The following is a 12802-nucleotide window of genomic DNA, read 5'->3' as shown; positions in this document are numbered from 1 at the left end:
GGCGCTTTATATATTGTTGGAGTTCACGACTATGAAATCCCCGAATGCACAGTGCCATTCTCAGCAGCAAATTATGCAAGCTCTGGTGGATGGGCTGCTGGTTGAAGAGCTGCTGGAAGATCTCGGCGCCGCTTGGCTGATAGCTGCGCAGTCAAATGAGTGGTTTACCCGCCTGCCTGTGTTCGATACTTACCGTAACGACCCATCATTGCGGCTTTGGCACTGGTATCAGAGCCCGCAACACAGTATTGCTATGTTGTTGCAGCCCGGTATTACCCAACCCTGGGAGAAAGTGCCACGAACACCGGTTGTCGCGCTTAATCACGCGAGCCGGGAGCATGAACCACTGAACCCTGTTGCCTTTGTACGCCACCTCTTTGGAGCAGTCTCAGCCGACGATCTACAAGGGCTAAGCCAGGGGCAGAAGGTTTTCCTTGAGGCGCTCTCTGACAGCCTATGGCAGGCTGAAAGCTCCGAGGGTCATCAGGTCAAAACGCAAGGTCTAAACCAACAGAGTACGGCCGAGCACTTCACGATCATGGAGCAGTGGGCATCGCTACTCGACCGGCCCTACCATCCAACTGCAAAAGCTAAGCAGGGGCTCAGCGAGAGCGAGTACCATCGCTACATGGCCGAATTCAATGCGCCCATTTCACTTCACTGGGTAGCGATGCCAAGACACCACGTAATGACGGGCGCTGGGGTTGGCAAGGAGAGCCCTACGCCGCTGCAGTGGATTGCTAGTGAGGTGGATCGTCAGCGCCTTGAGGAGGAGATGGTGTTGCGGGGGGTGGCAAAAACACATGTCGCTATTCCCGTCCACCCTTGGCAGCAAGCGCACGCGCTTACTCACTGGTTAGAAGAGGCCTTCGTGTCAGGAGAGTGCGTTTCGCTGGCATCTGGCACCGACCCTTGGCTTGCCACCTCCTCACTTCGATCGCTGGCTCCCTCATCGGCAAGCCCCCATTTTCTGAAACTGCCAATGGCCATTCACTCTCTGGGCGCCTCCCGCTATCTGCCGGCGGTCAAGATGTTGAATGGCGATCTTAGCGCCCGCTTGCTACAAAGAGCCAAAGAGCAGGATGCTAGGCTGGCCGAGCGTCTCTACCTTTGCGATGAGGGAAAGTGGTGGGCATACATGCCTCAGGGAGCGACACTCTTCGATGAAGCGCCTCGTCATCTATCAGCCATGGTACGCAGTTACCCCACTGTTTTACTTGATGATCCTAGCGTGCGCTTGGTGCCCATGGCCACGCTGGGAACGCCGCTGCCAGGAGGCGAGCACCATGTATTTGACGATTGGTTAGCACAGCGTAATCTGACGGCCAGCCCAGCCTCACTACATACACTTTTTGGCGAACTATGCGACTGCTTCTTTGAGATCAATCTGCGCATGTTCCGCCTGGGGATGCTGGCAGAAGTGCATGGGCAGAATGCCGTCCTGGTGTTTAAGGATGGTCAGTGCCACGGGCTCCTGTTGCGCGACCATGACTCTCTTCGCATCAACGTCGAGCGCCTGGAGCAGCATGGCATGCAGAATCCCCACTACTGCATCAAGCCCGGCCACTCCAATACCCTCTATCACGAAAGCCTAGACGCCTTGTTGTTCTGGCTGCAAACTCTGGCAATACAGGTCAATCTTCGGGCGATTATTGATAGCTTATCCATTTATTATGGGCTGTCGACCCACAAACTTTGGCAAGAGATGGCGGCACGCATCAGCGCTCTGATCAACTCGATACCCTTCGAAGCGCATGATCGCGCAATGCTCAAAGAGCATCTCTTTGAGCGGCAGGAGTGGCCCTACAAACGGCTCATCGCACCGATTATCGAACGAGCTGGCGGGCCGGGGAGTATGCCGTTTGGCACCAGCTCCACGTGTAACCCCTTTATTCGAGTAGCTAAATCGATCAATGAAGCGGCAGGTGAGATACTGACGGAAAACTGATGGTGGTTATCCGCCTGGCAGGGCGCCAGGCGGTTTCTATGTGTGCTTGACGAATTAGTAGAACCACTCGGGAAACGCTACTTTGAGTGCCTTGCGCTTCTCCTCCTCCTCACGCTGTTTACTTTCAGCAGCATCCGCCAGTGCATCGGCACGATGTTGGGGAACGATAAATAGCCCATCATCATCGCCAATGACCAGATCCCCCGGGTTGATCGTGACGTTATCGATGGCAACGGGGGTATTGATCTCACCTTCCAGCTCGAGCGTCCTTGTCGTCAGTGGGCTGGTTGTGCGTGCGTAAGTAGGCAATTTCAACTGAGAGAGCGTTGCCCAGTCGGTAATAGCGCCATTAGTAACAACCCCAGCGAGCTGTTTGCGCAGCGCTGCATAGGCTCTGAACTCGCCCCAACAGGCGCGGTGATGATCGCCGGAAACGTCGATTACCAGTACATCGCCTGGACAGGCCATCTGCAGGGCCTGGCGGATAATGCTGCCATCTATATGCGGAATCCTGACCGTCAATGCTGTTCCTATTAGCCGCATAGGGCGCTGAATCGGCATGAGGGAGGAGATAGCGCCAAAATCAGTAAAGTGCCCAAGAGTGGAGGTAGAGAGGTGTTCAAAGCGTTTCCGTTGCTGCTCTGTAAACGTGACATGACGGGGTGCAATATGAAACATGTCTATCCCTGATTTTCCGTTGAGCGGGTGGTTATAAAAGAGTTAGGTTATAAAAGAGCTAACTCAGTGGCTGCGATATCGCGCTCTATGCAGTAGATAGACAAAGAAGGGGGCGCCTATTCCTGAAACGAAGATACCCGCAGGCAGGTCTTTAGGTAAAAAAGCCACCCGTCCAAGCAGGTCGGCGTAAAGGACAATCAGAGCCCCTACCAGTGCTGAGGCAGGTATCAGTCTGACAAAGTTACGCCCCACCAGCCTGGCAGCAATGTGAGGTGCAATTAAGCCTACAAAGCTTAAGCCTCCTGCAAACGCCACGGCGACGCCCGCCAGCGCTACGCTGCATGCTAAAAGGACAACTCGGCTGCGCAGTATGGGCACCCCCAACCCTTCGGCGACGCTATCACCCAGAGCCATGACATCAGCATGGCGGGCATAGCTTAAGCTGATCGGGAGAGCCACTATTAGCCAGGGTAAAATGCCTCTAATGTCATCCCACTGTGCCGCATAAAGACTCCCCGTTAGCCATACGTAGGCGGTCATGGCGGCAGAGTCATCGCTGATAACAATGAGCAGGGTGGTGCCAGCGCCCATGGCGGCTGCTAAGCCAATCCCTACCAGTACCATGCGCGAGGGTCTAATGCCTCCTCGCCAGGCCAGGCTAAATACCAGCAGTGCCGAGACCAGTGCTCCCAGCATGGCGGCAAAGGGCAGCCATTCAATGCTAACGCTTGCACTAAGTAGCGCTAAAAACAGCACCGCCGCTAACGCTGCGCCGCTGGTGATGCCAATAACATCGGGTGACGAGAGCGGGTTGCGTACAATGCTTTGCAGAATAGCGCCAGCAACCGCCAGTGCTGAACCTACCAGTATGGCCAAGGCTATGCGGGGTAGTCGTAGTTGCCAAATAATAAAGGCAATATCACTACTCTGCGGCGTCACTAATGCGTGCAGCACCTCCAAGGGAGGGGTTGGGAAGCTACCTAGCGAGAGCGAAAGTCCAGCGCTGGCAAAAATAAGCAGCCCGAGTAGCAGCAGGCTTGGCCATACGCTGGCGCTATCATGATCAGCTGCACGGTTTAAAATGGCGAGTTGTCTCATGGGCCCATCGCTTTTCGTCGCGCTAAATAGATAAAGAAGGGCGTACCGATCAACGCTGTCATCACGCCGACGGGCACCTCTTGAGGTGGCATTAAAAAACGCGAGGCCAGATCTGCTAATAGCAGTAAGCTAGCTCCCAGTAAGGCACAGGCAGGTAGCAGCCAGCGGTGGTCGATACCAAATATGCTACGCGCCATGTGGGGTACGATCAGGCCCACAAAGCCAATCATGCCTGCTAGCGCTACAGAGCTGCCGGCCAAAACAATCACGACAAGTCCCAGCAGTAGCTTTATGGTGATCGCCTGCATACCAAGCCCTGTAACCATGTCATCACCCAGCATTAGCGCATTAGCATGGCGCACAAGCAGTGCACAGAGTAAAAGCGCGCCGCCAAAAAGAGGCAGCAAGGTCATCACCAAGGAAAGGTCGCGCCCTGATACCGAGCCTGCCAGCCAGTAAAGTACGCTCTCAAAACTTTGCTGATCAATAATCAGTAAGCCTTGGCTAAACGACACAAACATCGCCGTGACAGCGACGCCAGCCAACACTACGCGTAATGGGGATATCTCACCGTGGCGACCACGGCTAAGCATTACCACTAGCGTGGCAGCGATAAACGCTCCCAGAAGCGCAGCCCACACATAGTGTGCTGGCGAATGCAGCGGCAGGAGGGAGACAGCGACAACGACAAAAAACATCGCCCCCGCGTTAATCCCTAGAATCCCTGGCGAGGCCAGAGGGTTGCGCGTAATGGTCTGCATCAGCGCACCGGCAATGGCTAGGCTAGCGCCGACTAAGGCAGCCATTACCGCGCGGGGCAGGCGCTCCGTTAGCAGTATAATGTGGGCAACTTTCGTTGGGTCGTAATGGAGAAGTGAAGCGAGCAAGGAGGAGAGCGCGATCTCGGTAGTGCCAAACATCACGCTGGCGAAAAAGGTGAGCAGCGCTGCCAGTGCTCCTATGACGAGCCCAATCCCTTTGGCTTTACTACTGATCAGCATACTGTTGGCCCCTCCTGACCAGTCGATGGCAAATGGCACGCATAGTGTTGCTGTTCCAGCGGTGGAGTAAGCTCATAGTGGGCATAAAGATCATCCAGCATACCGTTGGCGGCTAATATGCCACCACCCATCATCCAGGTAACCGGGTCGACCTCGAAAACACGCTGCTCTTGAACGGCATTAAGCTGTTGCCACAGTGGGTGAGAGGACCAGTGTTGGTAATTATCGGCGATGGCCGAATCATCTGGCTCAAGTAGTACAAACATCACATCGGCCTCTAACACTGGGATGTTCTCAGTGCTGGTTAATTTCATGCCCCATCCCTGGGTTTGCAGCGTATCAGGCTGTTCAAAGCCGAGTTCATCAAGAATCGAACCAGCAAAGCCGCTGGTATAAATACGTACGTGATCGCTCTTAAAGCGAACCACGGCCGCTCTTTGTGGCCAGTGAGTGCCTCCCAGAGAGGCAAGCTGTTGGTGTAAATCGGCCACTCGCGCCTCCCATTGGCGTAGCAGGGCGTTGGCTTCAGCCTCTCGCCCGGTAGCGTCGCCGATCATCTTTAGGGTGGCTTTAAAGTCATAAACGGTATTCGTCGTCACCATTGGCGCAATAGCTGTCAGGAGAGGGGCTATTCGCGCATGGCGAAAAGTTGATGCAATCACCAGCTCAGGATCAAGCCACGCAATTTTTTCCAAGTTTGGCTGGGTTTCCAACCCTACATGCTCCACACCCGAAAGCGCATCACGCAAGTAACGGTACATGGGCTTTTCCAGCCATGAGTCGACCACGCCTATTGGCGTTAGACCAAGAGCAACAGCACTGTCGGTAGCGCCTTGGTAGAGAGTGACAATGCGTTGCGGGGTTGCATTGGCCGCCGTGTCATCAAGCCTTTTAAGGGTGGGACTGTTACTTTCTGCGATAGGGCTAATCACCGTTATGGGCAGTAACAGTAGCGCTAGCCGACAGCATTGGAACAGGGCGTGAGCCTTCATCTCACTCTCCTGACATGTACATGATTAGAAGATTGCTTTGAAAAGTGTGATGCCGAGATGTCGTTACATAACGGGACTGCTTGAGGGCGCATCACCGCTCGGCCAAGTTGCCATGCCAGAGGTAGGCAAAGAGCGGCGATGAGTGCCAGCGCCAAAAAGGCGTAATGCAGGGCTGAAGCACTCGCTTCGGTGTAGGAGGCTCCCAGCTTTAGCGCGTCTTTTACTGCCATATCGTAGTAGACTGAAAGTGCAACGATACCCACTGAAGAGGCTAGGCGACGTGCCATATTATTCATGGCGGAAGCCTGGGCAACGCTGTGCTCGGGAAGATCCTTTATACCCACGGTGGTCGCCGGTAAATAAGCACAGCCAAGACCAACCCCGCGTAAGCCCATCCAAGCACCAATTATCCAGACCGGCGTTGCCGAAGTTAAAGTGGCGAGTCCAATCAGACTACTGATGGTGGTTATCAACCCTAAGCTAATACACCACTGAGGCGGAAAGCGGTCAATCAGCCTGCCCGCAATGGGGGAGCAGATGGCAGCAGCGAGGGCAGTAGCAAGAAATACCAGACCCGTCGTTAACGGGCTGAAACCTAATGCACTCTGCATCCATAGAGGCACGAGAAGCGTGCAGCCAAACAAGATAATTGACTGAAGGCTGGCCAGCATAACGCTGATGCGGTAACCCGTATGGGAAAATAGTGATAGTTCAAGTAAAGGAGAGTGTTTGCGTAGTTCAACGCACACAAACAGTAACAACAACATGAGGCCGAAAATAAGCGGGACAAGGGCTTGGTAGCGCAGTAGGTCAGTCACTGTTTCCATACGACTTAGAGAAATCAGCACCGCGCCCATTGCTACTGTGATCAGGATAAAACCGATCAGATCAAACTGGTGTTGATGGTTGGGTGGCTCTGCCGATAGATAGCGGTAGCCACTAAGTAGCCCAAGTAGAGCAAACGGCATATTCATCAGAAACAGCGCTCGCCAGTGGCTAACTTCAAGCAGTAAGCCACCGATACTTGGGCCGATAGCGGGTGCTATCATGACGGCAAAGCCCCATATTCCACTCACGCGGCCCCTTTGGTCGCTAGGATAGGCAGAGAAAATCATTGATAAAGAAAGCGGAATCATTAAGCCTGCCGCCATGCCCTGTAGTCCGCGCGCGAAGATAATGCCTGAAAGGCTCTGGGCCATGGCACCGAGTCCTGAGCCTGCTAGAAACCATCCAAGCCCCACTAAATAGATACGCTTGCGTCCAAACCGGCTAGCGAGGTAACCGGTTAATGGCATGGTCATCCCCATGCTAATCATAAACAGAGTCACCACCCAGCTCACCTGAGCGGCGCTGGCATTAAACGTTACCATCAGCTCTGCGACAGCAAGGTTTAAAGCACTGTTGTTTAGGCTGACGGTAAAGGTACCCAGCAGCACACTGATCAGCACCTTTCCGCCATGCGCAGTATCATTCGGCATGGATACTCACTTAGCGTGCAGAGTAGAGGCTTGCCTAATCGATAGCCATTGTGAGAGTTAGGAGAGAGAATGATTGCATGGTGCAATAAATAATGCAAATCGTTATCAATTGAGGCGTTTGTCACTCCTCACATCTCACAAGTAACGACGCCCAGGACTCCCCTTAAAGCGCGTATCCGACTAATACTCCCCACCTTAGTGCCTCTACAGCAGCGCCATACCCATCTGCACGGCACCATAAACGGCCACCCCAGCCGCCACCGGCCAGCCCAACGAGCGTACTTTCCACCATACCAATAGTGTCACAGAGAGCCCGATGGCTGTTGCGAACCAGGAGATCGCGCTTGGGTTGACCGGCATAATGGATACGCCTAGTACCGCAGCAATCATCAGCGGGCCGAGAATGCCAAGCCACTGGGGCATGTTATTAATCCCGGTCGTGCTGTTTAAACGGCGTTGCATCCATAGGAAAGGCACTAGGCGCATGAGCAGAGTCCCCAATGCAGAAACCACGACGGCTAGCCAGAGTGCACTGCTCATGGGTGACACCTCCCCGTTTGAAACTTCACCATATAAAAACAGATCGCGCCGCAGGCGGCTGCCAGAGGAATTGCCACGTTGCTCCATCCGTAAAAGGTAAACAATAACGCAGCGATAATGGTGCAGCTCAGCGCCAGCGCCCAGCGCTTGTCGGTAAAGCGTGGCGCGACCATGGTCAGAAACAGTGCAGGCAGGGCGAAGGGCATCACTTCACCGAGTAGCGGCCAGCGGGCGGTTAACGTTTCGCCCGCCGTAGCGCCGACCATGGTGCCGACTATCCATACCCCCCAAGCCAGCAGCGATGCGCCGACAAACCAGCCAAACCGCTCAGGGGCGGTGAGTTGTGGGAGGCGTGTAAGTGCTAAGGCAAATACTTGGTCGGTTAAGCCATGCATTAACCAGGGCCAGTGGCGACTACGCGGTAATAAGGCTGCTAGATTCGGTCCGTAAACTACATGACGTACGTTTATGAGTAGCGTCATCGCGACCACGAGCCAAAGTGGAGAGCCCGCTGCCACCATGCCAACAAATAGAAACTGCGAGGCGCCGGCATATATCAGCGCTGATATAGCGGCGGCTTCCCACATGTTAAATCCTGCCTGGGTGGCGACTAATCCAAACGACAGCGAAACCGGAATATAGCCGCCCAGCAGGGGAATGGCTTCCCGCACGCCTTTGAACGCGTTGCGGACTGGGGAATGGTTGGCAAGTTGATTCATGGCGTTTCCCCTTTTATGCCGTAGGTGATGGTCATCATCAACGTGGCTTCTGTTTCTTGGGTACGATAAAGATGCGGCTGGTCGGCGGCGAAGGTGATCGTATCCCCTGGCCGAAGCTGGGTAGTGGCCCCTTCTGGCCCCGCTTCAAGCCAGCCGCTAATCAACGTCAGCGATTCGCGAGTGCCAACGGTATGGGCTTCGGCATGGCGAAGGGTGTGGGGCGCGCAGCGCATCCAATAGGCATCAACTTGGGGGATATCTTTGCCTTGATCAATTAAGCGCACCTGCACGCCATCTTCGCCTAGCGGTACGGTAATGGGCGCCACCAATGTGCCGAAAGGGACGTTGAGCTGCACCGCTAACCGCCAGATGGTATCCAGCGTTGGATTGCCGTTCCCTTGTTCCAATCGGCACAAATTAGATTTGGCAATGCCCGCGTCATTGGCTAACTGCGAAAGTGACCAACCCCGCGCTAATCGCAGTGACTGTAAATGTTGACCTAAGGTGCTGAGGGAGAGCTGATCCATTGCGTGGTGTCCGGCTGTTCTCTATATAGAACGTTCTATATAAAGAACGTTAGCCTGTCAACGGTTATGGCAGCAGCTTTCAGTGGCACTCTTTATGCATCTACTTTCTGCATGATTTTTTTGATGAACTTTAAGTTGTCTGCTGCGAGGAAACGCAATGCGTTCATTGGCAATGCTCAAACCGGTTAAATCGATACTACAGAGCGTGGCGTTGCTGCTGCTGGGCAACGGCTTATTGAATACGCTGTTAACGCTGCGGGGTACTGATGAGGGCTTCTCCAGTGCGGTGCTTGGAATCATCATGTCCGGCTACTTTGTCGGCTTTATCTGTGGCACCTGGGTGAGCGGACGCTTAATTCGGCGCATGGGGCATATCCGTACCTTTGGCTTCTGTGCCTCTATTTGTGCATCGGTAGCGCTTTTACACCTTATTTTTGTTAACCCTTGGGTATGGCTACCGTTGAGGGTGATCTATGGGCTTTCGTTTATCACCTTAATCACCGTGATTGAGAGCTGGCTGAATAGCCAAGCCGCTAGTCATGAGCGGGGGCGTATTTTCGCGGTTTATATGGTGGTTAACTTGGGGGCTTTAGCCACTGCTCAGCAGTTACTGCGGCTCTCGTCGCCCCAAGGTTTTTTGCTCTTCGTTGTCATCGCCATTTTGATCAGTTGGGCATTGCTACCCATCACTCTGACCCGTCGTGTGCAGCCTAAAATCCCTGAACGCCCTAAAAGCAGCTTAAGGGCGCTGTTGGGGTTTGCGCCGCTGGCCGTCGCTTCTGCGGCATTATCGGGGCTCGCCATGGGGGCTTTTTGGTCGATGACCCCGGTCTATGCGACGCAGCTAGGGTTTGATATTGGCGGCGTTGGGCTGGTGATGAGCGTGGCAATTATTGGCGGTGCATTGCTTCAAATCCCTATTGGGCGTTTCTCTGATAAGCATGACCGCCCACGGGTGATGACCTGGGTGGTGCTCTTGGCGGCGCTGATCGCAGCGGGTATGCCTTTTGCGCCCAGCCATGAAGTGCTGCTGGGACTCTATTTTATCTGGGGTGGCTTGGCATTTTCCCTCTATCCGCTGGCGGTGGCCCAGTTGATCGATCAACTGCACCCGGATGAAATTGTGTCCGGCTCGGCGGATATGCTGGTAATGCACGGTGCTGGCTGTGCAGTGGCACCGATTGCGGCGGGGTCACTAATGACGGCAGTAGGGAGCCACGGCTTGCCGATCTATATCGCCTGTGTGTTTACCCTACTGGGGTTGTATGCCATTTATCGTCGCCGCCACGTGACAGCGCTGATTACTCACACAGCGCATTTTGAGCCGATGGTACAAAGCAGTGCAGGGGCGTTAGAAATGATCTTCGATGACACTCAGCGTGATCTATTCGATGACCCGAGTTTTTATGAAGAGGACGAGCGCGAACGTTTGGCTGGGCTGTTTAAACCGGCAAATAGTTAATGTGGGGGAGTGTATGGGAGTGACTATGATAAAAAAGTCACTCCCGATAGTGAACGTTTAAGAGCGTTTTGCCTCTTGTGACTGGCAGGCGGCCGCGGTGAAGAGTACATCGGTAGAGGAGTTGAGCGCAGTTTCAGTTGAGTCCTGCACTACGCTAATCACAAAGCCAATCGCGACGGCTTGCATGGCCACTTCTGTGGGAATGCCAAACAGGCTGGCGGCCATGGGAATCAGCATCAGTGATCCGCCCGCTACGCCTGAAACGCCACAGGCTGCCAGCGCTGAAACCACGCACAGCAGCAGCGCCGTGGCGAAATCAACATTAATGCCCAGCGTATGAGTCGTGGCCAGGGTGATCACCGTAATCGTAATGGCCGCGCCGCACATATTGATCGTCGCGCCTAACGGAATCGAAATAGAGTAAGTGTCAGGATCTAGCTTCAGGCGACGGCAAAGCTCTAGATTGACTGGAATATTCGCTGCCGAACTGCGGGTGAAAAAGGCGGTTATCGCGCTGCCACGCAGGCATGTGAATACCAGTGGATAAGGGTTTTGCCGGGTGGTGAAATACACCAGTAGCGGGTTGCTCACTAGCGCAACAAACAGCATGCAGCCGACAATCACACCGAGCAATTGTGCGTAGTTGAGCAACGCCTCAACGCCAGATTCTGCCAGCGTGCCTGCCACCAAACCAAGGATGCCCAACGGTGCTAAACGAATGACCAGGGTAACGATGCGGGTAATTGCCGCGGATAAATCGCTCAGTGCCTGGCGGGTGGTGTCGCTGGCTTGGCGCAGCGTTAAACCCAGGCCGATGGCCCAGGCCAAAATAGCGATAAAGTTAGCCTCCATCAATGCACTAACCGGGTTGTCCACGGCGTTCAACAGCAGATCGCGCAGGACACTAAATATATCCCCAGGAGGGGTGCCATCCACTTGACCTGCATTCAATGAGAGTTCGGTGGGGAAAAGAAAGCTGGCCGCCACCGCAATGAAGGCGGCGATCAGCGTGCCAACCACATACAGCACCAGCACAGGGCGCATGTGGGTAGGCTGGCCTTTTTGATGAGCAGAGATGGCTGCTGCCACCAGCACAAACACCAAAATAGGTGCCACTGCCTGTAAAGCGGCAATAAATAGCTGGCCCAGTAAGGACACATCGCTGGCAACGCCCGGTGCAAACAGGGCGAGCAATACCCCGGCAACGATACCGATTAAAATCTGCGGGATAAGGCCCAGCCGTAAGAGCGGCTGGAAAACTGCGTGGGCGGTGGCGAACATTGCGCAACTCTCAGGTAGTGAAAAGGAGGGCATTACGGCGATGGGCCACTAACGCACCTGAAAGGGGCGGTATTCTATCAGTTGCTTGTATGCTGCGGGCGGCTGTGTCAAAGCCTCGCAGGCGATATACTGAAAATGTCGCCGAGTATTCAAACTCAGCGGTGCTTTACTCACCACTTGTTGTTTACTTCAAAAAGTCCAAGGAACTTTTTCAATGCGTATTAGAACGTTGTTGGTTGCGCTTGTGGCGCTAATAGCTTCATCACTGGCGGTAGCAGCAGACTACTATGTAGATATCACTAACCGTACTGGCTATACCATCTACTATATGTACGTGAGTCCGGGGAACTCAAAAAGTTGGGAAGAGGACGTGTTGGGAAGTGATGTGCTGATGAACGGCGATACTCAACGAGTGACGTTAACCGGATATACCAACCCCTATTTCGATATCCGCCTCGTCGATGAGGATGATGACAGCTACACCTTCTGGAACGTAGATGTCTCAACTGAAGACATAATCGTCACGCTGGATCATCTCGATTAGCGCCTATCGGCATCCATCAAAACGCCCCTGTCGAGAAACCGACTAGGGGCATTGGTAAAAGCTAAATCAGCGGGTCAAGCAGCAACAACCTCAGGTTGTGCTGGTGCTGCTTTTGGTGTTTTGCGGATTGGTTCGTCATTCTCTGCGAGCAGTTCACTCCCGGTCATCTCTGACCTCATGACTGCCTTCATTTCTCTGTGACCAAGCTGCGTTAAAGCTAGGACGTCAGGGGAGGTGCCCCATTTGAGCAACATCTCATCCAGCAGTTGTTCGGCTTTTTCAGCTTGGCCCCAGCGGTTAAGCAGTTGGGCAATGGCGTAGTCGCACTCGGGAGTGTCGAACAAATCATCCTTGATATCTTGAATGGCGATTTGAAGGCCAGCCTGGGAAAGGTCAGTTAGGATTTCTCTGTGCATATCACGGCTCCGTGTGAAAGCAATTCCATAGGGTGGTGTGAGGTGATCACCTACCCATGAGTTGTACGCGTCTTGTACGCAAATGAGCATAATATAGCTTTCAGTGAGAAGCAAACAC

13 protein-coding genes are annotated in these 12802 nt (G+C 54.0%); 3 read left to right on the top strand and 10 right to left on the bottom strand.

Going from position 1 to position 12802, the window contains the following annotated elements; genetic code table 11:
- Positions 1-31 precede the first annotated feature (31 nt).
- Positions 32-1948 (top strand): IucA/IucC family protein, encoded by a 1917-nt coding sequence (locus tag AC5TBW_RS13865; protein ID WP_495509123.1) that lies wholly within the window; start codon positions 32-34, stop codon positions 1946-1948.
- Between the two features lie 54 nt (positions 1949-2002).
- Here the strand turns inward: AC5TBW_RS13865 and AC5TBW_RS13860 are convergent, their stop codons facing one another.
- The 8 genes from AC5TBW_RS13860 to AC5TBW_RS13825 all read right to left on the bottom strand — a co-directional run bounded on the left by AC5TBW_RS13860 (position 2003) and on the right by AC5TBW_RS13825 (position 8981).
- Entirely contained in the window at positions 2003-2626 is a 624-nt protein-coding gene (locus AC5TBW_RS13860; RefSeq protein WP_495509122.1) for an RraA family protein, read from the bottom strand.
- Between the two features lie 63 nt (positions 2627-2689).
- Positions 2690-3724, bottom strand: coding sequence for a FecCD family ABC transporter permease (locus AC5TBW_RS13855; RefSeq protein WP_495509121.1), 1035 nt, complete (start codon positions 3722-3724; stop codon positions 2690-2692).
- The gene (locus AC5TBW_RS13850; protein ID WP_495509120.1) at positions 3721-4725 is read right to left on the bottom strand and encodes a FecCD family ABC transporter permease; all 1005 of its coding nucleotides are present in this window, start codon (positions 4723-4725) and stop codon (positions 3721-3723) included. Before AC5TBW_RS13850 ends, AC5TBW_RS13855 begins: the two co-directional genes overlap by 4 nt.
- A complete protein-coding gene (locus AC5TBW_RS13845; protein ID WP_495509119.1) occupies positions 4719-5717 on the bottom strand; it encodes an ABC transporter substrate-binding protein in 999 nt (332 codons plus the stop codon). The genes AC5TBW_RS13850 and AC5TBW_RS13845 overlap by 7 nt, the downstream gene beginning before the upstream one ends.
- Positions 5714-7195, bottom strand: a complete 1482-nt coding sequence (locus tag AC5TBW_RS13840; protein WP_495509118.1) for a DHA2 family efflux MFS transporter permease subunit — start codon at positions 7193-7195, stop codon at positions 5714-5716. The genes AC5TBW_RS13845 and AC5TBW_RS13840 overlap by 4 nt, the downstream gene beginning before the upstream one ends.
- Positions 7196-7399: 204 nt before the next feature.
- Positions 7400-7735: an AzlD domain-containing protein gene (locus AC5TBW_RS13835; RefSeq protein ID WP_495509117.1), complete on the bottom strand. Its 336-nt coding sequence runs from the start codon at positions 7733-7735 to the stop codon at positions 7400-7402.
- Positions 7732-8454: an AzlC family ABC transporter permease gene (locus tag AC5TBW_RS13830; RefSeq protein WP_495509116.1), complete on the bottom strand. Its 723-nt coding sequence runs from the start codon at positions 8452-8454 to the stop codon at positions 7732-7734. The genes AC5TBW_RS13835 and AC5TBW_RS13830 overlap by 4 nt, the downstream gene beginning before the upstream one ends.
- Positions 8451-8981 (bottom strand): helix-turn-helix domain-containing protein, encoded by a 531-nt coding sequence (locus tag AC5TBW_RS13825; protein WP_495509115.1) that lies wholly within the window; start codon positions 8979-8981, stop codon positions 8451-8453. Before AC5TBW_RS13825 ends, AC5TBW_RS13830 begins: the two co-directional genes overlap by 4 nt.
- Positions 8982-9138: 157 nt before the next feature.
- Here AC5TBW_RS13825 and AC5TBW_RS13820 point away from each other — a divergent pair, with 157 nt between their 5' ends.
- Positions 9139-10443 (top strand): MFS transporter, encoded by a 1305-nt coding sequence (locus AC5TBW_RS13820; RefSeq protein ID WP_495509114.1) that lies wholly within the window; start codon positions 9139-9141, stop codon positions 10441-10443.
- 57 nt (positions 10444-10500) lie between these two features.
- Here AC5TBW_RS13820 and sstT read toward each other — a convergent pair whose 3' ends face one another.
- Positions 10501-11724: a serine/threonine transporter SstT gene (gene sstT, locus AC5TBW_RS13815; RefSeq protein ID WP_495509113.1), complete on the bottom strand. Its 1224-nt coding sequence runs from the start codon at positions 11722-11724 to the stop codon at positions 10501-10503.
- A gap of 214 nt (positions 11725-11938) precedes the next feature.
- Between sstT and AC5TBW_RS13810 the strand changes: the two genes are divergently transcribed.
- On the top strand, positions 11939-12268 hold the full coding sequence (locus AC5TBW_RS13810; protein WP_495509112.1) for a hypothetical protein: 330 nt from the start codon (positions 11939-11941) through the stop codon (positions 12266-12268).
- Positions 12269-12342: 74 nt separating this feature from the next.
- Here the strand turns inward: AC5TBW_RS13810 and AC5TBW_RS13805 are convergent, their stop codons facing one another.
- Positions 12343-12684 carry a hypothetical protein gene (locus AC5TBW_RS13805; protein WP_495509111.1) on the bottom strand — a complete coding sequence of 114 codons (342 nt, stop codon included), beginning with the start codon at positions 12682-12684 and terminating at the stop codon, positions 12343-12345.
- Positions 12685-12802: the final 118 nt, after the last annotated feature.

Source organism: Vreelandella sp. ssv, assembly GCF_059448525.1.
Note: the sequence above shows the minus strand (reverse complement) of the source record. Positions and strands in the feature narration are given on the sequence as shown.